Annotated in this window: 20 protein-coding genes; 14 read left to right on the top strand and 6 right to left on the bottom strand. The window is 66.4% G+C overall.

What is annotated here, in order from left to right:
• Positions 1–41: 41 nt before the first annotated feature.
• The 4 genes from ACM1PE_RS29815 to ACM1PE_RS29830 form a co-directional block, all read right to left on the bottom strand.
• Positions 42–434, bottom strand: a complete 393-nt coding sequence (locus ACM1PE_RS29815; RefSeq protein ID WP_118934576.1) for a DUF4148 domain-containing protein — start codon at positions 432–434, stop codon at positions 42–44.
• 304 nt (positions 435–738) lie between these two features.
• A complete protein-coding gene (locus ACM1PE_RS29820) occupies positions 739–1146 on the bottom strand; it encodes a DUF1090 domain-containing protein (protein ID WP_059374043.1) in 408 nt (135 codons plus the stop codon).
• Positions 1147–1262: 116 nt separating this feature from the next.
• On the bottom strand, positions 1263–2189 hold the full coding sequence (ubiA, locus tag ACM1PE_RS29825) for a 4-hydroxybenzoate octaprenyltransferase (protein ID WP_059374163.1): 927 nt from the start codon (positions 2187–2189) through the stop codon (positions 1263–1265).
• Between the two features lie 108 nt (positions 2190–2297).
• Positions 2298–3497 carry a PLP-dependent aminotransferase family protein gene (locus tag ACM1PE_RS29830; RefSeq protein WP_059374044.1) on the bottom strand — a complete coding sequence of 400 codons (1200 nt, stop codon included), beginning with the start codon at positions 3495–3497 and terminating at the stop codon, positions 2298–2300.
• A 164-nt stretch (positions 3498–3661) separates the two neighbouring features.
• Between ACM1PE_RS29830 and ACM1PE_RS29835 the strand changes: the two genes are divergently transcribed.
• The 6 genes from ACM1PE_RS29835 to ACM1PE_RS29860 all read left to right on the top strand — a co-directional run bounded on the left by ACM1PE_RS29835 (position 3662) and on the right by ACM1PE_RS29860 (position 10004).
• Positions 3662–4147 (top strand): GAF domain-containing protein, encoded by a 486-nt coding sequence (locus tag ACM1PE_RS29835; RefSeq protein WP_059374045.1) that lies wholly within the window; start codon positions 3662–3664, stop codon positions 4145–4147.
• A gap of 316 nt (positions 4148–4463) precedes the next feature.
• Positions 4464–5360 carry a 4-hydroxy-tetrahydrodipicolinate synthase gene (gene dapA / locus ACM1PE_RS29840; protein WP_059374046.1) on the top strand — a complete coding sequence of 299 codons (897 nt, stop codon included), beginning with the start codon at positions 4464–4466 and terminating at the stop codon, positions 5358–5360.
• A gap of 123 nt (positions 5361–5483) precedes the next feature.
• Positions 5484–6260, top strand: a complete 777-nt coding sequence (locus tag ACM1PE_RS29845) for a sterol desaturase family protein (RefSeq protein WP_059374047.1) — start codon at positions 5484–5486, stop codon at positions 6258–6260.
• A complete protein-coding gene (locus ACM1PE_RS29850) occupies positions 6220–7152 on the top strand; it encodes a fatty acid desaturase (protein ID WP_223283407.1) in 933 nt (310 codons plus the stop codon). Before ACM1PE_RS29845 ends, ACM1PE_RS29850 begins: the two co-directional genes overlap by 41 nt.
• A 33-nt stretch (positions 7153–7185) precedes the next feature.
• Positions 7186–9108 carry a StlD/DarB family beta-ketosynthase gene (locus tag ACM1PE_RS29855; protein ID WP_059374049.1) on the top strand — a complete coding sequence of 641 codons (1923 nt, stop codon included), beginning with the start codon at positions 7186–7188 and terminating at the stop codon, positions 9106–9108.
• Positions 9108–10004, top strand: a complete 897-nt coding sequence (locus ACM1PE_RS29860) for a DUF6999 family protein (RefSeq protein WP_419341955.1) — start codon at positions 9108–9110, stop codon at positions 10002–10004. The genes ACM1PE_RS29855 and ACM1PE_RS29860 overlap by 1 nt, the downstream gene beginning before the upstream one ends.
• A 4-nt stretch (positions 10005–10008) precedes the next feature.
• Here ACM1PE_RS29860 and ACM1PE_RS29865 read toward each other — a convergent pair whose 3' ends face one another.
• Positions 10009–10881, bottom strand: coding sequence for a MurR/RpiR family transcriptional regulator (locus ACM1PE_RS29865; RefSeq protein WP_059374051.1), 873 nt, complete (start codon positions 10879–10881; stop codon positions 10009–10011).
• A 26-nt stretch (positions 10882–10907) separates the two neighbouring features.
• Positions 10908–12239: an aspartate aminotransferase family protein gene (locus ACM1PE_RS29870; RefSeq protein WP_419343871.1), complete on the bottom strand. Its 1332-nt coding sequence runs from the start codon at positions 12237–12239 to the stop codon at positions 10908–10910.
• 121 nt (positions 12240–12360) lie between these two features.
• Here ACM1PE_RS29870 and ACM1PE_RS29875 point away from each other — a divergent pair, with 121 nt between their 5' ends.
• From ACM1PE_RS29875 to clsB, 8 genes are all read left to right on the top strand, one after another.
• Positions 12361–13341 carry a Bug family tripartite tricarboxylate transporter substrate binding protein gene (locus tag ACM1PE_RS29875; RefSeq protein WP_118934586.1) on the top strand — a complete coding sequence of 327 codons (981 nt, stop codon included), beginning with the start codon at positions 12361–12363 and terminating at the stop codon, positions 13339–13341.
• 12 nt (positions 13342–13353) lie between these two features.
• Positions 13354–14850: a M81 family metallopeptidase gene (locus tag ACM1PE_RS29880; RefSeq protein WP_419341958.1), complete on the top strand. Its 1497-nt coding sequence runs from the start codon at positions 13354–13356 to the stop codon at positions 14848–14850.
• A 160-nt stretch (positions 14851–15010) separates the two neighbouring features.
• The gene (locus tag ACM1PE_RS29885) at positions 15011–16294 is read left to right on the top strand and encodes a putative Na+/H+ antiporter (protein WP_059374054.1); all 1284 of its coding nucleotides are present in this window, start codon (positions 15011–15013) and stop codon (positions 16292–16294) included.
• 230 nt (positions 16295–16524) lie between these two features.
• Positions 16525–16839 carry an FmdB family zinc ribbon protein gene (locus ACM1PE_RS29890; RefSeq protein ID WP_059374055.1) on the top strand — a complete coding sequence of 105 codons (315 nt, stop codon included), beginning with the start codon at positions 16525–16527 and terminating at the stop codon, positions 16837–16839.
• 16 nt (positions 16840–16855) lie between these two features.
• Positions 16856–17521: a DUF502 domain-containing protein gene (locus ACM1PE_RS29895; RefSeq protein WP_059374056.1), complete on the top strand. Its 666-nt coding sequence runs from the start codon at positions 16856–16858 to the stop codon at positions 17519–17521.
• A gap of 40 nt (positions 17522–17561) precedes the next feature.
• Positions 17562–19349: an aspartate--tRNA ligase gene (gene aspS, locus ACM1PE_RS29900; protein ID WP_059374057.1), complete on the top strand. Its 1788-nt coding sequence runs from the start codon at positions 17562–17564 to the stop codon at positions 19347–19349.
• A gap of 279 nt (positions 19350–19628) precedes the next feature.
• Positions 19629–20495 (top strand): endonuclease/exonuclease/phosphatase family protein, encoded by an 867-nt coding sequence (locus ACM1PE_RS29905; RefSeq protein ID WP_059374058.1) that lies wholly within the window; start codon positions 19629–19631, stop codon positions 20493–20495.
• A complete protein-coding gene (gene clsB / locus ACM1PE_RS29910; RefSeq protein ID WP_059374059.1) occupies positions 20492–21703 on the top strand; it encodes a cardiolipin synthase ClsB in 1212 nt (403 codons plus the stop codon). Before ACM1PE_RS29905 ends, clsB begins: the two co-directional genes overlap by 4 nt.
• Positions 21704–21709: the final 6 nt, after the last annotated feature.

The following is a 21709-nucleotide window of genomic DNA, read 5'->3' on the forward strand; positions in this document are numbered from 1 at the left end:
GGGCTTTGGGGCGCTGCCTGGCCGGGGAGGCCAGGGGGGGATCAGCTGCCCAGGGGCGGGTAGTCCAGGTTGCCGAAGGTGACCAGGCCTTCCGACTTGGCTTGAGCCAGTTCGGTGCGGACTTGGGCGCGGGTCAGCGAGGTGGCTTGTTCAGCCGCGGCGACGGGCGGGTAGTCCAGGTTGCCGAAGGTCACTTCACCGGCGTTCTTGGCTTGTTGCAGTTCAGCTTGCACTTGCTGCGAGGTCAGGGTCGACTTCGGGGCGATGGCGGCGGGGTAGCCTTCTTCGCCGAAGGTGTATTGGCCCGAGGCCTTGGCTTGTTGCAGTTCGGCTTGGACCTGAGCGCGGGTCGGGCCCTGATCAGCCTCGGCGGCTTGGGCGCCGGCAGCCAGAACGGACATGGACAGCATCAAAGCGGTAGCAAGGGTTTTCATAGCAGACCTCCAATGTCTTGAGCTTGGGAGCCGAACCGCTGGCCTGATTGCCTGGGGTTCGCTTGCTGTGTCCCGATGAGATGCATTCTGGGCGCAAATCATCTCCGGATAAACCCTGATTCCCTGAAAACATCTTTCCAAAAAGAAGACTAATAGGTTTCCATTTCACCAAATGGCACCATGGGTGGTGGAATTTCCATTTGATGACACCATAGGAAGTAGTCCCCCCGGGAGGGGAGAGATCTGGCGGCGGGGGAAATGGGGCGCGCAGCCCCGGGAAGGCGCCGGGGCCGGCTGGAAGGAATCAGCGGTTCAGTTCGACCAGCGCGGCGTTGTACTCCGCCTGGGCTTCGTCCAGCTTGCGCTGGGCTTTGTCGATCTTGTCCTGCTTGCCCTTGGCGCGGGCCTGCTTGAGCTCGCTTTCGCGCTCGGCGACCTTGTTCTGCTTCTCGCGCACGTCCGCTTCGCGCTGGGATTGCAGGCGGCTGTCGGTGCAATTTGCCCGGGCTTCGGCCAGGGCCTTGCGCAGCCCGGCCTCGCGGCGGGTATTGTTTTGCGCCTTGGCGGCGGCGATGTCGTTTTCGATTGCGCAGAACTTGGCTGCGCAGCCGCGCTGGGCAGAGCAATCGCTGGCGGCGGCCTGTGCTGGAATGGCCACGAACGCGGCGGCTGCGGCGGCCGTCAAGGCCAGGGATTTGAGCAATGAGGGCATGCGTGGTCTCCGTAGTGCGTTGCGGAGACTCCATCATGGCCCCAGTCGGCGCCACGGGCAATGCGCGGCGTCAACGGGGCATCGGCGCGGTCGCTAGTGCGGCGCCGATGCTGCTTTTAGCGGATCAGCGTACCCGCCAGCGCGGCGGCAACCAGCAGCGCGCCCAGCCAGAGGTTGGCGCGGAACAGCATGAAGTTGCGGTCGGGGCGCTGGATGTCGAAGACCTTCAGCTGCCACGCCAGGTGCGCCGCCACGGCCACCATGCCGACCTGGTAAGCCCACGACAGACCGATGGCGTAACCGCCCCAGGCCCACAGCGCCACGGTGGCCACGTAGAAGCCGCCGATCCAGAGCTTGCCCTGGTCGCCAAATCGCATGGCGGTGGAATGCAGGCCCAGGCTGCGGTCGTCGCGCACGTCCACGTAGGCGTAGATGCTGTCGTAGCCCACCTGCCACAGCACTGCGCCGGCCCACATGGCGACGGCGGCCAGCGGCACGTGGTTCTGCGTATCCGACCAGGCCATCAGCATGCCCCAGTTGAAGCAGATGCCCAGCACCACTTGCGGCCAGTAGGTGACGCGCTTGCACAGCGGGTAGATGAAGACGAAGGGCAGCACGGCCACGGCCAGCCAGCGGCTCATGTCGTTCAGGAAGAACAGCAGCGACCCGCAGACCAGCAACTGCCCGAGCAGGAACCAAACCGCGTTCTTCATCGTCAGCTGGCCGCTGGTCAGCGGCCGGAAGCGCGTGCGCTCGACGTGCTTGTCGAAATTGCGGTCGCACATGTCGTTGACGGTGCAGCCGATGCCGCGCATCAGCAGCGCGCCCAGCGAGAACACGATCAGCCGCTGCAGGTCGGGCAGGCCGCCCGCGGCCTGGATCAGCGCGGCAATGGCCGGCAGCAGGGTCAGCCAGGTGCCGATGGGGCGGTCCAGGCGGCACAGGCGGGCATAGGGCCGCCAGGACTTGGGTAGCCAGCGTTCGACCCAGTCGGTGAAAACGATGTCGCTGAGGTCGACGGGAGATTGTTGGGGAGCGCTCACTGTCACGGCGAAACGGAATGGGAAAACCAAGAGCATAAAACAACGGCGGCCGGACATCGCGCCCGGCCGCCGCTCATGTTCCGCAGCGCCGCAGGCGCTTCGGGAGGATCAAACCTCTTCTTTCAACAGCTTGCCCAGGATGGCGATGCCGCGGCGGATCTTGTCTTCCGGCACGGTGGCAAAGCTCAGGCGCAGCGTGTTGGCACCGCCGCCGCCGCTGTAGAACGGCGCGCCGGGCACGAAGGCGACGTTTTGGGCGACGGCCTTTTCCAGCAGCTTGGTGGCGTCGATATGCTTGGGCAGCGTGAGCCAGATAAACATGCCGCCCTCCGGCTTGGTCCAGCTGACGGTGTCAGGGAAGTCCTGCTTGATGGCTTCGAGCATGCAGCTGCCCTGGGCGCGGTAGATCTCGCGCACGTTGGGCAGGTGTTCTTCCAGGAAGCCGTCCTTGACGATCTCGTACACGGCCATCTGGGTTAGGGTGGGCGTGTGCAGGTCGGTGGCCTGCTTGGCTTGCTGCAGCTTGTTGATGAGCGCCTGTGCGCCGACGATGTAGCCCAGGCGCAGGCCGGGGGCCAGCACCTTGGAGAACGTACCCAGGCGTACGACGTTGGCGCCGTACTCGGCGGCCAGGGCGATCAGGCCGGGCTGAGGCTCGCCCGCGTAGCGGAGTTCGCCGTAGGGATCGTCCTCAACGATGGTGAGGTTCAGTTCGGCGGCGCGCTTGAGCAGTGCGATGCGGCGCTCCAGGTTGAGCGTGCGGCCGGTGGGGTTCTGGAAGTTGGGCAGGGCGTACAGGAAGCGGGCGCCGTCGGCCAGTTCGGGCGTGATGGCTTCGGGGATCAGGCCACCGTCGTCGCTGGGTACTGGCACGAACTTGGGCTGGTACAGACCGAACGATTGCAGCGCGCCCAGATAGCTGGGGTCTTCGACCAGGACCTTGCTGTTCTTGTCGATCAGCACCTTGCCCAGCAGGTCCAACGCCTGCTGCGAGCCCGACACGATCAGGACCTGGTCCGGGTTGACGTTGACGCCCGCCTTCTTCATGTCGTCCGCGACCCATTGGCGCAGCGGTGCGTAGCCTTCCGTGGGGCCATACTGGAGTGCCGCGCGGCCGTTGGTGGCCAATACCTTGTCGAATGCCGCACGCACCACCTCTACCGGGAAGCCGCCGGGCGCCGGCAGGCCGCCAGCGAACGAGATGACCTCGGGGCGTTCCGTTACCTTGAGGATTTCACGAATGGCGGAACTGGTGAGTTGCTGGGCGCGTTCCGAAAAGGAAAATGCGGGTTCGAGAGGTTTATCCATGAGTGCTCTTTGGAAGGGTAAGGAAATGCGGGCAGTTTGTCCGTTGGGGGTGGGCTAGGGCAATCTAGAAATTATTGTCCCACACGACCGTCACCCGGCCCTCTTAATGGCCGCAGCCCCTAAAATCACCTGCATCGATAACCGCCTGTACAGTTACATTTCCCATGTTCGAAGCCGCTCCCATCGTCGCCGATTCCAAGGCCGCCCTGTATGCCGGACTGGTCGCCCAGGCCCGTGCCCTGCTCGAAGGCGAGCATGACCGCATCGCCAATGCCGCCAACCTGAGCGCGCTGGCCTATCAGGCCCTGCCCGAACTGAACTGGGCGGGTTTCTATTTCTTCGACGGCACCGAACTGGTGTTGGGCCCGTTCCAGGGCAAGCCGGCCTGCGTGCGCATTCCGCTGAACCGCGGCGTGTGCGGCGCGGCCGCCAGCCAGCGCCAGACGCAGCTGGTGCCTGACGTGCACGCGTTCCCCGGCCACATCGCCTGCGATGCGGCCTCGCGTTCCGAAATCGTGGTGCCGCTGGTGCACCAGGGCCAATTGATCGGCGTGTGGGATGTGGACAGCCCCGTGCCCGACCGCTTCGACCAAGACGACCGCCAGGGCATGGAAGCCCTGTGCGCGGTGTTTCTGGCCAGCCTGGGCTGAGGCGCGGCGTTGACAGCGTTGCGGGCTCCCGGTAGATTCCCGCATCTGCGCTTGCAGACCACTGCATTCAATCCATACATGATTCATCAGGCCAACCAATCCGCTTTCCCGTTCCGCGCCCAGGGCGTGGTGCTGGTTTGCGCCGGCCTGAAATCCAAAAAACAGCCGCTCATCTGACCGGAGCATGCTGTTCCGTCAGATGGGCGACGGAACAGCGGCCTCCTGGCGGCGCTTGGCGCCGTCCGCGCATCCCCTGACATCCCGAGCACTTCTGTACGGTCCAACCACGGTCCGCTTACACCGAAGGAGTGTTCTCATGCAATCTCATCATCAATCTCCGATCCAGGGCGTCTGGGTGCCTCTGGTCACGCCGTTTTCCGGCGGCGCCGTCGATGGCGGGGCCTTGCGCCGCCTGGTGCGCCACTATGCCGCCGCGGGCGTGGACGGGCTGGTCGTGTGCGGCAGCACCGGCGAAGCCGCGTCGCTGGATGATGCCGAGCAACTGGCGGTGCTGGACGCCGTGCTGACCGAGGCGGGCAGGCTGCCCGTCATCATGGGCCTGGCGGGCAATCATCATGGACACGTGATGCAGCGCCTGGCCGCCTTCGGCACGCGTCCGCTGGCCGGCATCCTGGCGCCCGCGCCGTACTACGTGCGCCCCGGCCAGGAAGGCGCCGCCCTGTATTTCCGCTGCCTGGCCGATGCCTCGCGTTTCCCCCTGGTGCTCTACGACATTCCCTACCGCACCGGCACTACGCTGGATACAGCGACCCTGCTGGCGCTGGCCGCGCATCCCAACATCGCGGCGATCAAGGACTGCGGCGGTTCGCTGGAAAAGACCATCGCGTTGATCGCCGACGGCAACATGAACGTGCTGGCGGGCGAGGACCTGCAGGCGCTGTCCGTGATGAGCCTGGGGGGCGCGGGCATGATCGCGGCCGCCGCGCACATCCGCCCCGACCTGTTCGTGGCCATGCACCAGGCGGTGAAGGCGCAGCAACTGGACCTGGCCAGGAAGCTGTTCCACGCGCTGGTCCCCATCATCCAGCTGACCTTCGCCGAGCCGAACCCCGGCCCCTTGAAGGCGCAACTGGGCCGCCAGGGCCTGCTGAGCGACGAACTGCGGCTGCCGATGCCGGCCGCAAGCACGGGTCTGGCCGCGCGCATGGACGCCGCCGTGGCTGGGCTGAACCGGCAATATCCCTGCCAGTAGCCCGAACTTGGTGAGCAGTCCGCCAGCTTTGTGGTCTTCGGATTCATTTTGTAATAAATGTCCTACCGGGAAGCTGACGGATTGCTTATCATGCGCCCATTCTTCGGGTGAAACAGAACGTTCATGGCCCAAGCTTTTGTAGCCTTGTCCGCCTGGCAAGTCATGCTGGCGGGCCTGCTTTTCTTCGGCGGCATCTATCTGGTCTTCGGCGCGGCCACCTGGCTGCTGACGCACCATATCCTGCCCGCGCTGGGCATCGGACGTCCGCTGGATCCGCGTCCGCTGGCGCCGGGCCAGCTGCGGCGCGAGTTCGCGCAATCCGGCTTGTCCATCCTGCTGTTCGGCACGGGCATGATTTTTCCGTGGGGCCTGCTGCAGCTGGGCTGGGCGCACCTGGACCCTGACGCCAGCTGGCAAAAGATCACGCTTGAAATCCTGGTGCTGGTGGCCTGGAACGACGTGCATTTCTGGATCAACCACCGCCTGCTGCACACCAAGCTTTTGCGCCGCTTCCACCTGCCGCATCACCGCTCGGTGGTGACCACGCCATTCTCGACCTACAGCTTCCATCCCATCGAGGCGCTGATGCTGGGCAACGTGATCATGCTGCCCATGGTGCTGCATGATTTCAGCTTCTGGGCGCTGGCCTCGGTGCCGCTGTTCAGCCTGTTCTTCAACTGCATCGGCCACGCCAACTACGACTTCTTCCCCAATGTGTCCTACGCGCATTGGTTCGCCGCCAGCCGCCGGCACCACCTGCACCACGCCTGCTACAACGGCAATTACGGTTTCCAGTTCACGTTCATGGACCGCCTGTTCCGCACCCGCCTCAAGGCCGAGGCGGCGCAGTCCCAGCTGAATGCTTTCCGGCAGCGAGAATCGCTTGGCGGGCGCGCTTAAGCGGCAACGCAGGCTGCCGTCGCTGCGCAATTGGCGCGACTGGCAAAGCCTGGCCTATCTGGCCGCGCTGCCCGCCCTGGCGGCTTGGCAGTGGGTGCACGGGTTCTGGTGGCCGCTGTACGGCCTGATGCTGTTCCTGACCCTGGGCGTGGGCGTCATTCACCACAATCACACGCACATCCGCATGTGGCGGGGGCGCTGGACCAACCGCGCCACCGACTTCTGGATCACGCTGCTCCAAGGGCATCCGACCTTCGTGTTCTATCCGGCGCACGTGGCCAATCACCATCGCTACAAGCACGGCGCGCGCGACGTGGCGCGCACCTATCGGTTCGGCGGCGACACCAATCACCTGTGGGGCTACCTGATCCATCCCTTGCAGGCCGGCTGGGTGCTGTACCCGCTGTTCTTCGCGTGGCTGGGCCGCCTGCGCCGCCACTGGCCGGGCGCGTGGCGCTATTGCATGGCGCAGTACGGCGTGTGGCTGGGCCTGTGGGGCGGGCTGTTGGCGGTGAACCCCATGAAGGCGCTGGTGTTTGTCATCGTGCCGCAGCTGCACGGCCTGCACTGGCTGCTGGCCACCAACTATCTGCAGCATGCCCATGCCGATGGCGGACCCCGGTCCGTCGCAGGCCTGAACTATGCGCGCAATTTCGAAGGGCTGGTCAATCCGCTGCTCTTCAACATCGGCCTGCACACCGCGCACCATGAGCATCCGCGGGCGCACTGGTCCGAACTGGTGCGCCTGCACCGCGAGCAATACCGCAGCCGCGTGAATCCGGCCTTGAACGAGCCCGGCCTCACGCCCTACATGTTCCGCGTGTTCGTGCTGGGCGCTTTCCTGCCGCGCTTTCGCAGCCGTTCATGCATGGCGCCCGAGCACATCCGCTAGCGCCGCACCCCCTATATCCACCAGAGGCCTCTCATGCCCATCGCGTTTCATCGTGTCTATCTGGAAAGCGCCGGTTATTTCATGCCGGGCGAACCCGTGTCCAACGATGCCATGGACAGCTACATCGCGCCGCTGAATCGCATGTCCAGCCGCATCAAGAGCCGCATCCTGGCCGAGAACGGCATCAAGCAGCGCTACTACGCGATCGACCCCGAAGGCGCCACGGTGTTCAGCAACGCGCAACTGGCGGCCAACGCCATTCGCGATTGCCTGCGGCGCAACGACAGCGACCTGTCCGCCGTGTCGCTGCTGGCCAGCGGCTCCTCGGGCGGGGACGCGTTGATGCCGGGCTTCTCCAACATGATCCAGGGCGAGTTGGCCGCGCATCCGATGGAAACCCTGTCGGTGCACGGAATCTGCGCGGCGGGCGTATCGGCCATCCAGACGGCCGCGCAGGGCGTGGAACTGGGCGGACATGCCAGCGCCCTGGCCGTGGCCAGCGAACTGCCGTCGCGGCTGTTCAAGCGTTCGCGTTTCGCGGCGCGCGGCTATGACGCGGACTTCGACGCGCATTTCCTGCGCTGGATGCTTTCGGACGGCGCGGGGGCGGTGCTGTTGGGCAATAGCGGCCGGCCCCTGCCGGGCGCTTCGCAAGGCGTGCGCCTGCGCCTGAAGTGGGTGCACCAGCGCTCGTTCTCGGGCGACTATCCGGTGTGCATGCAGCTGGGCCTGTCGGCCGACCGCGCCCGCGGCCATCTGGACTATCCGTCCTGGAACGAGGCCGAGGCCGACGGCGCGTTGTCGCTGCGCCAGGACATCCGCCTGCTGCCGCACTTGTTCGACATCGGCATCCATGAATACGCCAAGCTGGTGCGCGACGGCTGGGTGGATCCGGACCAGGTCGATCACTTCCTGTGCCACTACTCGTCGGAGAAATTCATTCCGGTGGTGGAAGACCTGATGGAGAAGGCCGGCCTGGTGATCCCGCGCGAACGCTGGTTCAGCAATCTGGCGTGGCGCGGCAACACCGGCGCGGCGTCCATCCTGATCATGCTGGCGGAGTTCCTGGAAACGCGCGAAGTGAAGCCGGGCGAACAGATCTTCTGCTACATCCCGGAATCGGGCCGTTTCATGGCCGCCTACATGCTGCTGGAGGCCGAGGCGGTCCATGCCCCGCAGATCGCCGCGGGCGCGCCGGCGGCGGCTGCGCCGCGCGAGGACGCGAACAGCGATGACGCTGCAGCCATCGCGCCGCCGCATGACCCGGACATGGCGCCCCAAGGCCTGGGCCAGCTGCTGACCGAACTGGCCGCGATCTGGCACGACTACCGCTCGCGCGTGTGGCGCACGCCGGTGGTGCGGCGCCTGCGCAACCGCCAATTCCAGACGGCCGACTACCTGAACTGGATGGAGAACTGGATTCCGCAGGTGCGCGAAGGCAGCAAGTGGATGCGCGAAGGCGCGGCCTCGCTGACGGAGCAGTACGCGCCGCTCGCGGCCTTGATCGACACGCATGCGGGCGAAGAGCAGAACGACTTCCAGATCCTGTTCCAGGACTATCGCACCGCGGGCGGCGCGGTCGCGGACATCGACGCCCTGCGCCGCAACCCCGGCGGCGAGGCGCTCAACGCCTATCTCCACGGTTTGGCCGCCACGCGCGACCCCATTGGCCTGCTGGGCGCCATCTACATCATCGAAGGCACGGGCCAGCGCATCGTGCCGGCGCTGCTGCCGCTGCTGAAGGCCAGCCTGAAGCTGCCGCCGGACGCCTTCCGCTTCCTGGAGTACCACGGCCACAACGACGAGCATCACCTGGCGCGCTGGCTGTCGGCGGTGGAGCTGGCGCTGGACTGCGACGAGGACGGCCGCGCCGAGCAGCGCATCGTCGACACGGCGCGCCGCACGGCCGCGCTGTACCTGATGCAGTTCCACCATGTGATGGAAGGCGAAGCGTAATGAGCAAAGAACCCGAATTCCTTGCCAAACCGCACGATCCCGCCGACCCCAGCCCCTGGCTTGCGCTCTACCTGGACCGCAGCACGCCCTTGCCGGACAAGGTGAAGAAGGCCTGGCTGACCGATTCCAGCTGCGCCTCGCGCCAGTACCTGCTGCCGTTCCTGCGGCCGTTGGCGCGCGCCTTCATCATCCTGATCCAGGTCATCAAGACCTTCCTGCCGCGCCGCTGGTCGCATTCGAAGCTGTTGCACCGCATCCTGGCCTGGGGCCTGAAGCGCTTCGTGTCGCCCGAGGCCAACTGGCTGATCCTGCGCCACTTCCATCTGGGCGCGCAGATCCTGTCGTTCATTGCCGCCAACTCGCCGGTGCGCGTCACCACCACGCCGCTGGAACCGCGCAACATCGATGATCTGAAGGACGAACTGTTCGTCAAGCACGACCTGAACCTGTTCAACTTCGTCATCCGCCTGAACCAGGCTCTGCGCGATGCGGGGGTGGAGATGCACGCGCCGCAACAGGTCGATTTCTCGATTATCCGCGACCCGGACCTGTTGCTAGAAGACATGCCGCAAGGCAAGCTGAATTTCCTGGACCTGCAAAGCGCCATCGAGCTCTTCACGCCGCTGTATCAGCTGATGCTGACCGACAACGACTTCTGGCGCGCGGCCAATTCGCTGCAGCTGGACGAGACCATCGGCATTTACGCGGCCAAGCTGCTGGGCGCGCCGCAGCACCTGATCCTGGTCAATAACAACCATCCGCTGGTGCCGATGTCGACCCTGCGCGCGGGCTACCGGCTGGTGCTGCACGGGCTGTCCACCGAAATGCTGCACAGCCTGCTGATGGAAATGAAAGAGGCGCAGCAAGGCGGCGAGCCGCCCGCGCCGATCGCCTGAGTCCTCAGCGCTTTTCGGCGTACACGCCGAAGCGCTGCAGCTGGGCTTCGCTGTTGGCGATTTCGCGCAGGCTTTCCTCGCCGCTGTGCGCGACCAGCATCGCGGCCAGCGTCTGGGCGATGGACAGCGCAGGCACCACCGAGGGAAACAGCGAGGGCGTGTCGTTGGCCACCAGCAGCAGCGCCTTGGCGCCCGGGGCGATGGGCGACACCGCGCTGTCCGTGACCGCCACCACGCCGGCGCCGCGCTCACGCGCGAATTCCACGGCCGTGACTGCCGCCTGCGCATAAGGCGCCTGGCTGAAGGCGACCAGCGCGTCGTCCGGTCCGATGCGGCGCAACTCGTCGGCCAAGGTGCCGCCGACGCCGCTGAGCAGGGTGACCTTGTCCAGGAACATGCCGCAGGCATAGCTGAAGTGATAGGCCGCCGGATACAGGCTGCGCAGGCCGATGACATAGACGCGGCGCGCGCCCGCCAGCAGGCCGTGGGCGGCCTTCAGCGCCGGCAGTGCGGAGGGACCGAGGCTGCTGCCCAGGTTGCGCACTTCGGCGTCGAGGATGTCGGCGACCAGCCCGGCGTCGGCGTCGTGCTGCGGACGCTTGCGCAACGCGGTGGCGCGGCCCGAGAAGCTGGATCCGCCGGCGGCCAGCCAGTCGCGGTAGGGCTGGCGGAACGCTTCGTAGGTATCGAACCCCAGTTGCCGGGCCAGGCGCAGCATGACGCCGGCCTGCACGCCGGCGTGGCCGGCCGCGGCGCGCATCGACTCCAGGGCGATGTCCTTGGGATGATCGATTGCATAGCGGGCCGCCTGCCGTAGCTTGGGCGGCAGGGAGGAGAACTGGGTTTCGATCAGTTTGTCGATGGCGGCTTTATCCATCTGCGCTCCGGGTAAGGTGCCGCGTATTATGGCGTATCGTCCGCCAGCGCCAGGTCGATGGCGCGGGCCAGCGCGTCCGCCGCAAAGGCCAGCTCATCGGCCGTGCTGAGGTAAGGCGGCGCCAGCAGCACGTGATCGCCAAGCTTGCCGTCTATGGTTCCTCCGCCCGGATAGCACAGCAGGCCCAGTTCGCGCGCCTGAGTCTTGATGCGCGCATGCAGGCGGCGCTGCGGCGCGAATGCGCGCAGGCTGCCGGGATCCTCGGCCAGCTCCACGCTCCAGAACATGCCGCGGCCGCGGATGTCGGCGACGTGCGGATGCCTTTCCAGGCGCGCCGCCAGCACGGCGCCGAACTGCGCGCCCATATCCGCCACGCGCGCCACCAGCTTGTCGCGCAGCACGATGCGCTGCACCGCCAGCGCCGCGGCGCAGGCCACCGGATGGCCGACATAGGTGTAGCCGTGCTGGAACGCGCCCGAGCCCGCGTTGATGGCGCCGATGACGCGGTCGTGCGCCAGCACGGCGCCGATGGGCACATAACCGCCGCCCAAACCCTTGGCCAGCGTCAGCAGGTCAGGCGTTACGCCTTCCTGTTCGAAGGCGTGATAGCTGCCGGTGCGGCCCAGCCCGCACATGACCTCGTCCAGGATCAGCAGCACGCCATGGCGGTCGCATACCTGGCGGATCTTGCGGAAGTAGCCCGGTACCGGCGCGACCGTCCCCGCAGTGGCGCCGACCACGGTTTCCGCGATGAATGCGGACACGGTATCCGGACCCAATCGCAAGATATCTGCGTCCAGTTCCGCCGCCAGGCGGTCGGTGTATTGCTCGTCGCTTTCTCCGGCTTCGCGGTAGTGCAGGGCAAAGCAGGGCGAGACGTGGTGGCTTTCGATCAGCACGGGCTGATACAGCGCGCGGCGTCCAGCGTTGCCGCCTACCGACAAGGCCGCCAGCGTGTTGCCGTGATAGCTCTGACGTCGGGCGATGTAGCGATAGCGCCCGGGCTCACCGCGCTCGACGTGGTACTGGCGCGCCATCTTCAAGGCGGTCTCGACGGCTTCCGAACCGCCCGAAACGAAGTAGGCATTGCCCAGGCCCGCCGGGCTGTTGGCCGCCAGCAGTTCGGCCAGTTCTTCGGCGGCCGGGGTGGTGAAGAAGCTGGTGTGCGCGTACTCCAGCGCATCCAGCTGCGCGGCAGCCGCGGCGCGCACTTCGGGGTGCGCGTGTCCCAGGCACGAGACCGCCGCGCCGCCGGAGGCGTCGAAGTAGCGCCGGCCTTCCTGGTCGACGATGAAGCTGCCTTCGCCCTTGATGGCGACGGGCAGGGGGCTGGAGTTGCGATGGATGATGCGGCTCATGGCGTCGTGCGTGGTGTGGTTGGTAAAATAAAACACATGGTATATTTGTTGTGAAAATAAACCAAACGGTTTTATTGTCGCGTAGGCCGTTGCATCGTCATCATTCGCTCAAGGGGGCGTCATGAAGTTTTCCCATCTGTTGCGTCGTTGGACTTTCGGGATTGCGGCGGCTGCCGCGTTGGGCGCGGCCGGGCAGGCCAGCGCCGCGTGGCCGGAGCAGCCGGTGCGTCTGGTGGTGCCGTTCGCCGCCGGCGGCACGACCGACTTGCTGGGCCGCTTGATGGCCGAGGGCCTGGGCGCCGAACTCGGCCAGTCCGTGGTGGTGGTCAACAAGGCCGGCGCGGGCGGCAGCCTGGGCGCATCCGAGGTGGCGCACGCACAGCCGGACGGCTACACCTTGCTGCTGGGCACGCCTGGCACGCAGATCATCAACGCCTACGTCTACAAGAAGATCGGCTATGACCCGGTCAAGGATTTCGCGCCGGTCGCCTACGTGGCGCAGGTGCCCAACGTGGTGCTGACGCATCCCGGCTCCGGCCTGAAGAACATGGACGATCTGCTGCGCACCGCGCGCGCCGAGCCCGGCCGCTTGAACTGGGGTTCGCCCGGCGTGGGCAGTTCTGGCCATCTGGCGCTGGAGATGATCAAGCGCATGGGCAAGGTGGACATCCGCCACGTGCCGTACAAGGGCGCGAGCCAGGCCAACAATGACCTGCTGGGTGGGCAGATCGATCTGTCGGCCGACAACCTGCCCACCGCCTTGCCGCTGATCAAGGCAGGCAAGCTGGTGGCCCTGGGCGTGACCTCGGCCCAGCCGGTTGCCGCGGCGCCGGGCGTGGCCGCCATCGCGCAGTCCGTGCCGGGCTTCGAGCTGACTTCGTGGTTCGTGTTGATGGCGCCCGCCGGCACGCCGCAGCCGGTCGTCGACAAGCTCAACGCCGCCGCCCAGCGGGTGCTGCAATCGCCCGCCACGCGCGAACGGCTCGAGGCGCTGGCCGCGCAGCCCGTGGGCGGCACGCCGCAAGCGCTGGGGCAGCATCTGCAGACGGAGCGCGAGAAGTACCGCGTCCTGATCGAAGGCACCGATATCCGTCCGGAATAAACGGGGAAACGCATGGGCAAGGGCACGAAGAAACGGCTGGCGGTGGCACGCTTTTGGTACGAAGGCAACGCCTTCTGCCCGGCGCCTTGCACCATGGCGGATTTCGAGCGGCGCGAGTGGCGCAAGGGCGGCGACGCCCTCGCGGCCGCCGCTGGCACGGCCACCGAACTGGGCGAAGTGGTCGAGTTCGTCCGCGCGCATCCGGACTGGGAGGTGGTGGCCTTGCGCTGCGCGTCCGCCCTGCCTGGCGGGCCGATAGACGACGCCGTGCACCGCGCCTTTACCGAAGAGGTGCTGGCCGGACTGGCCGCGGACGAGGATGGCTGGGATGCCGTCTACCTGTCGCTGCATGGCGCCGCCATCACCGACCTGCGCCAGACGCCCGATCTGGATTTCGTGCGGGCCGTGCGGGCCTTGCTGCCCGAAGTGCCTCTGGGCGCGAGCTTCGACTTGCACGCCAACCTGGCCCCTGAGCTGGGCGGCCTGCTGGATTGCGCCAGCGGCTATAAGACCTACCCCCACATAGACATGCGCGAAGCGGCTGGGCGGGTGCTCGGCATGCTGTTGCGCACGCAGGCCGGCATGCTGTCGCCGCGCGTGCTGGTGGCCAAGCCGGATTTGCTGTTGTCCAGCTTCAATATGCGCACCGATGCCGGACCCATGCGCGAATTGCAGGATCTGGCCGCAGCCCAGGTGGGCGAGGGCGTGGTGGAAGTCTCGGTGTTCGGCGGCTTTCCGTATGCCGATACCGTCGATACCGGCGCATCGGTGCTGGTGGTGGCCGACATGGCGCGCGATGCCGCAGGCGCGCGGTCGCAGGCCGTGACCGAGACCATGACGGCGGCGATGCGGCGTCTGGCGCCCGCGTTTGCGGTCAGCTTGCCGACACCGCAAGAGGGGCTGGCGTTGGCCATGGAAGCGGCGCGCGCGGGCGGCTTGGTGGCAGTCACAGACCCGGGGGACAACCCCTTGTCGGGCGGCGCATGCGACACGCCCGCGCTGTTCCGCGCCTTGCTGGATGCGTCGATCGACCTGCCTTGCGTGTTCGCCAGCTTCGCGGATCCGCAGGCGGTACGGCGCGCTTACGAAGCGGGTTTGGGCGGCGCTTGCGAACTGGACCTGGGCGGCCGCGTGAGCCGCGATTTCGGCGCGCCGGTGCGTGCGGCGTTCCGGGTCGAACGCTATACCGATGGCGAATTCCGCAATGCCGGCCCGATGGAAACGGGCGTGCGCACGAGCTGCGGACGCACCGCGCTGCTGTCGCTGCGCGACAGGCCCAACGTGCAGGTCATCATCACCGAGCTGGTGGCGCCAGCCAACGATCCGGGCTTCTTCACCTTGCATGGCATCGACCTCGGTCAGGTGCGCTTGCTGTGCGTGAAGGCCAAGAACCACTTCCGCGCGGCTTTCCTGCCGCTGTGCGCCGCGATCATCGACGTCGACGCGCCCGGCCCCGCGGCGCTGGACCTGCGGCTGCTGCCGTTCCGGCATGCGCGCAGGGCGCAGTGACCCGCCCGCGAGACTTGGGAAACTAGCGGCGCGGACCCGCGCATCTTGGTGTTGACCCTGCGTTACACGGCAAGGGCCTTGCGCTATATTGCGACCCTTGTCCCGCAGGCCCGCCGGGCGGTGTCCGCGCTGTCGTATCCCTCTTCCGGAAGTCGTTTACATGCCCCAGACACTTGAAGTCATCGCCACCCTCCTGTTCGCCGTGGCGGTTCTTCATACCTTCTCGGTTCCGTTCTTCGCGCGGCTCGCGCATCGTGGCGGACCGCATGCGGGCATCTGGCATCTGTTCTCCGAAGTCGAGGCTGTGTTCGGCGTCTGGGCCTTCGTGCTGATCGTGGCGATGGCGGCGCTGGCGGGCCCCTCGCATGCCATCGAGTACATGGACACGCGCAACTTCACCGAGCCGCTGTTCGTCTTCGTGATCATGGTGGTGGCGGCCAGCCGGCCGATTCTGGAGCTGGTGGGCATGCTGGTGCGGCTGGTGGCGCGCGTGCTGCCGCTGCCGCGCGAACTCGCCACGTTTTTTGTCGTGATGTCGCTGGTGCCGCTGGGCGGCTCCTTCATCACCGAACCCGCCGCGATGACGCTGGCCGCCATCCTGTTGCGCGACGCCTATTTCCGCAGCAGCGGGCGCGCGGGCTTCAAGTACCTTACGCTGGGCGTGCTGTTCGTCAACGTCTCCATCGGCGGCGTGCTGACTTCGTATGCCGCGCCGCCCGTGCTGATGGTGGCTTCCACCTTCGGCTGGGACTCGAGCTTCATGGCGCAGCATTTCGGCTGGCGCGCCGCGATCGCCGTCTGCCTGAATGCGGCGCTGTTGACCTTCATCTGCCGCAAGGCGCTGCTGGAGCGCTCGGTGGGCACGGGCGGCGGCGTGGACGCGCCCGAAGGCGGCGATGCGCGCGGGCCGGTGCCGCTGCTGGTCATGCTGGTGCACCTGGTCTTCCTGGTCGCCGTGGTGCTCAGCGCGCATCATCCGGCCATCTTCCTGGGTCTGTTGATGATGTTCATTGGCTTTGCCGAAGCCTACAAGCGCCACCAGAGCCGCCTGATGATCAAGGAAGGCCTGATGGTCGGCTTCTTCCTGGCCGGGCTGGTGGTGCTGGGCGGCCTGCAGAAGTGGTGGCTGCAGGACCTGCTGGGCGGGCTTGAACCTTTCGTGCTGTTCTGGGGCGCGACCGCGCTCACCGCCATCACCGACAACGCCGCGCTGACCTACCTGGGTTCGCTGGTCGAAGGCACCAGCGAGGCCTGGCGCTACATGTTGGTGGCCGGCGCCGTCACGGGCGGCGGGCTGACCGTGATCGCCAATGCGCCCAACCCGGCCGGTTTCGCCATCCTGAAGAACCACTTTCCGGACGGCAGCATTTCATCGGGGCGGCTGTTCCTGTCGGCCCTGGCGCCAACCCTGGTGGCGGCGGTCATGTTCCTGCTTCCCGTATAGGGAGACGGGCCCCCGGGAGGCCCCTGAGGCGCCGTCCAAGGCGGGCCGCCGGGGCCGGACACCGGCCGTTCACGAAAAACCGCTAAAATTCAAGACTTTCCCGTATTTTTTCCGGCCTCGCCCACCCGCCGCTTCCGTTCGGACCAGGTCTTGCGACCCGATCCGGCCCCGGACATTGCGTCCGGCGACAGCGGCTCTTGATACGCCGGGCCCGCGCCTGGGAGCCCTAGATGCCCATTTACGCTTACAAGTGCAGCGCCTGCGGCCATGCCAAAGACGTCTTGCAGAAGATTTCCGATGCGCCGCTTTCGGTTTGCCCCGAATGCGGCGAAAGCACGTTCTCCAAGCAGGTGACCGCGGCTGGGTTCCAGCTCAAGGGCTCCGGCTGGTATGTCACGGACTTCCGCGGCAACGGCAGCGGCGGTTCGGCCTCGGCCAGCACGACGGCCCCGGCCGAAAGCGCCGCGCCCGCAGCCGCACCTGCCGCCGCGCCCGCAGCCCCGGCCGCTCCTGCGGCGCCCGCTGCCGGTAGCACCGCCTCCTAGAGCACACGCGATGCGTATGCGCGTCATCAAGAAGTACTTCATCACCGGCCTGCTGATCTGGGTTCCCCTGGTCATCACGGTGTGGGTGCTGGGCTTGCTGGTCGCGACCCTGGAAGGGTTCGTGCCTGGCTTCCTGTCGTCCGAATCGCTGTTCGGCGTCGACATTCCCGGCTTCCGCTTCGTCCTGGTCGTGGTGGTGGTGCTGCTGACGGGCATATTCGCGGCCAACCTGATCGGCCGTACCATGGTGGACCAGTGGGAAAACCTGCTGGGCCGCATACCGCTGGTGCGTTCGATCTACAACTCGGTCAAGCAGGTCAGCGATACCGTGCTTGCCCCCAACGGTCAGGCGTTCCGCCGCGCGGTGCTGGTGCAGTATCCGCGCGCCGGCAGCTGGACCATTGCTTTCGTTACCGGGACGCCCAGCGGCGAAGTGGCCGACCGGCTTCCCGGCGATCACATCAGCGTGTACGTGCCGACCACGCCGAATCCCACGTCCGGCTTCTTCCTGATGGTTCCGCGCGCTGACGCCATGGATCTTCAGATGAGCGTGGACGCGGCCCTGAAGTACATCGTTTCCATGGGCGTGGTCGCCCCGGTCCAGGCGGCGACGCCCGCGGACCGGCCGGCCGCGCCCGTCCCGGCTCCCGGCGTGCAAGACACGCCTCGCGCCGATTCGTAACCCTTACGCTATAACCAAGCACATAAACGGAGTCCCCCGCATGCGTACCTGCTACACCGGCCAGGTTTGCCGTGACCATCTCGGCCAGACCGTCACCCTGTACGGCTGGGTGAACCGCCGCCGCGACCACGGCGGGGTCATCTTCATCGACCTGCGCGACCGCGCGGGCCTGGCGCAGATCGTGTTCGATCCGGACAACGCCGCCTTCGCCACCGCGGAACGCCTGCGCAACGAATTCTGCATCCGCGTCACCGGCCTGGTGCGCGAGCGTCCGGCGGGTACCGCCAACGCCGAGCTGGCTTCGGGTGAAATCGAAGTGCTCTGCAAGGAAGTCGAGATCCTGAACGCGTCGGTCACGCCGCCGTTCCAGCTGGACGACGACAACCTCTCGGAAACGACGCGCCTCACGCACCGCGTGCTGGACCTGCGCCGTCCGCAGATGCAGCGCAACCTGATGCTGCGCTACCGCGTGTCCATCGAAGTGCGCAAGTTCCTGGACCAGCTGGGCTTCATCGACATCGAAACCCCGATGCTGACCAAGAGCACGCCCGAAGGCGCGCGCGACTACCTGGTGCCTTCGCGCGTCAACGCCGGCCACTTCTTCGCGCTGCCGCAATCGCCGCAGCTGTTCAAGCAGATGCTGATGGTGTCCGGTTTCGACCGCTACTACCAGATCACCAAGTGCTTCCGCGACGAAGACCTGCGCGCCGACCGCCAGCCCGAATTCACCCAGATCGACTGCGAAACCTCGTTCCTGAACGAGTTCGAGATCCGTGAAATCTTCGAAAACATGATCCGCCACGTGTTCAAGGTGGTGCAGGACGTCGATCTGCCGACGCCGTTCCCGATCATGACCTGGACCGAAGCCATGCGCCGCTACGGCTCGGACAAGCCGGACTTGCGCGTGAACCTCGAATTCACCGACATGACCGACGTCATGCGCGACGTGGACTTCAAGGTGTTTGCCGCCGCCGCCACGGCGCCCGGCAGCCGCGTGGTCGCCTTGCGCGTGCCCGGCGGCGCCGAGATGTCGCGCAGCGAGATCGACGGCTACACACAGTTCGTCGGCATCTACGGCGCCAAGGGCCTGGCCTACATCAAGGTCAACGAAGTGGCCAAGGGCCGCGACGGCCTGCAATCGCCCATCGTCAAGAACCTGCATGACGCTGCCCTGGCCGAACTGGTCAAGCGCACCGGCGCGCAGGATGGCGACATCATTTTCTTCGGCGCTGACCGTGAAAAGGTCGTCAACGACGCCATCGGCGCGCTGCGCGTGAAGATTGGCCACAGCGAATTCGGCAAGAAGACCGGCCTGTCCACCGCCGGCTGGAAGCCGCTGTGGGTCGTCGACTTCCCGATGTTCGAATACGACGAGGAAGACGGCCGCTACACCGCCGCCCATCACCCCTTCACCAGCCCGAAGGATGGCCACGAGGACTTCCTGGAATCCGATCCCAGCAAGGCTTTCGCCAAGGCCTACGACATGGTGCTGAACGGTTGGGAAATCGGCGGCGGCTCGGTCCGTATCCACCGCGAGGAAGTGCAGAGCAAGGTGTTCCGCGCACTCAAGATCGGCGCCGAGGAAGCCCGCGAGAAGTTTGGCTTCCTGCTGGACGCGCTGCAATACGGCGCGCCTCCGCACGGCGGTATCGCCTTCGGCCTGGACCGCATCGTCACGATGATGACCGGCGCCGAATCGATCCGCGACGTGATCGCTTTCCCGAAGACCCAGCGCGCCCAGTGTCTGCTGACGCAAGCGCCGTCCGAGGTCGACGAGAAGCAGCTGCGCGAACTGCACATCCGTCTGCGCAACGTAGAAGGGAAGTGACCCCCCCGAAGCGCCGTAGGCGCTTCCCCCCCAGGGGGGCGCCGCTACGGACCGGCGGAGCCCGGATCCGTGCGGCCCCGATTGTGGGGCGCTGTTTGCTAGCAGCGCTCCTGCCTCGAATGAGCAGGAGCCGTTGCTTGCATGGACCGGGTGCTCGCCGCGACGGTGGGAACGGTCTTCTGAATTGGAGTAATCTGGCAAACGCCGCCTGATCTGGCGGTGCTGGCCGGGCTTTTTTTACGGCCGGTGGTTTCCCAGTTTTGAAAGGCGCCATTCTCCATGTCGCTCATCCGCGTCGTCAGCTACAACATACACAAGGGCCGCTCGGCATTGGGCCGTCGCGACTCCCTGAATGAATTGCGTCTGGGCCTTTATGGCCTGCGTCCGGATCTGGTCTTCCTGCAGGAAGTCCAGGGCCGCAATGAGCAGAAATCCCTGCTCGACGCCCAGCACGAATCGCTTGCCGCCGCCTTGCGGCTGGATGTGGCCTACGGCCGCAATGCCATCCGCAGCGAGACGGACCATGGCAACGCGCTGTTGTCGCGTTTCCCCATCCTCGAGCACGAAAATCAGGACATCTCCGACCATCGGCTGGAGCAGCGCGGGCTGTTGCATGCGCGCATCGAGCTCGACGGGCGCGCGGTGCATTGTTTCGTGGTGCATCTGGGCCTGTTCGCAGGCAGCCGCAGCCGCCAGATCCTGGCGCTGACCGAGCGCATCCGCCGCATGGTGCCGGATGGCGAACCCATCCTGATCGCGGGCGATTTCAATGACTGGGGCGATCGCCTGGCGCCCCTGTTCGTGCAGCAGCTGGGCCTGTACGAAGTGTTCTCGCATGCCCCGCGCAGCCATGGCGGCGAATTGCCGCGCCTGCGCGACTCCGTGAAGCGCCTGAGCAATGCGCTACGCGGGCTGCCCAATAGCGGCGTATCCGTCATGGAACGCACCAATCAGCTCGGCATGGATGGCAATTCACGCCTGCTGCTGCCGCCGCCGCGCACCTTCCCCGCGGTGTTTCCCTGGTTCCGCCTGGATCGCATCTACCAGCGCGGCTTTGCCGTGCGCAGCGCCCGCGTGCTGCGCGGCCGCGAATGGGCCAGGCTTTCCGATCATTCTCCCTTGCTGGCCGAGCTGGAACTGCCGTGAGGGCAGAGCAGTCCAAGCTGGACTGGACGCTGGGCAACGACATCCAGTTGCTCCAGAACGGTTCCGACTTCTTTCCCGCGCTGTGCGCGGCCATCGACGCCGCCCAGGTCAGCGTGCACCTGGAAACCTACATCTTCACGCCGGACCGCACCGGCTCCCAGGTGCTGGACTGCCTGGAGGCGGCTGTCCGGCGCGGGGTCAAGGTGCGCGTCGTGCTCGACGGCTTCGGCAGCGCCGAGTTCGTCGACCCCGTGCGCACGCGGCTGACCAATGCCGGCGCGCAGTGCCGCATCTTCCGCCCCGAGCCGCGCTGGTTCGCGCGCTATATCCCGTCGCGCAGCCGCCTGCGGCGCCTGCATCGCAAGGTCACTGTGGTGGATGGACGTGTCGCCTTCATCGGCGGCATCAACATCCTGGATGACTACGACGACCGGGATCCGACAGACGGGCTCACCGGCCCCCGTTTCGATTTTGCGGTGCAGGTGCAGGGGCCGCTGGTAACCGAAGCCGCCTACGCCCAGGAACTGCTATGGGTGCGGCTGAACTGGGCGCGCCTGCGCCGCCATCCGCGCGACTGGAACCGCATGCGGCTGCTCAAGCCGCGCCACGCCTCCGTCGCGCCCTGTGGCAACCTGCGAGCGGCGCTAGTGCTGCGCGACAACCTGCGCTTTCGCCAGACCTTCGAGCGCGCCTACCTGTACGGCATCGCGCATGCGCGCCGCGACATCCTGATCGCCAACGCCTATTTCTTTCCCGGCCGCCAGTTCCGGCGCGCACTGGCCAAGGCCGCCGCGCGCGGGGTGCGCGTGCGCCTCTTGCTGCAGGGCAAGGTCGAGTACCGCATGCAATACCATGCCACGCGGTCGCTGTACGACCAGTTGCTGCGCGATGGCATCGAGATCTACGAATACATGCCGAGCTACCTGCACGCCAAGGTAGCGGTCATCGACAACGTGGCGACGGTGGGCTCGTCCAACCTGGATCCCTTCAGCCTGTTGCTGGCGCGCGAAGCCAACGTGGTGGTGGACGACCAGCCCTTCTCCTGGGACCTGCAGGAACGGCTGGAGACGGCCATCCGGGAAGGCGGGCGCTTCATCCGGCCGCTCGAGTACCAGCGCCGCGGATGGTTGCGGCGCTGGGTCGACGCGGTGTCCTATACGTTGCTGCGTATCGGGGTGGCGCTGACGGGAACCTCGGACAAGTACTGAGCGCGG

Origin of the sequence: Achromobacter sp. PD1 (assembly GCF_048541815.1) — a bacterium.
GTDB lineage: Bacteria > Pseudomonadota > Gammaproteobacteria > Burkholderiales > Burkholderiaceae_B > Achromobacter > Achromobacter bronchisepticus_A.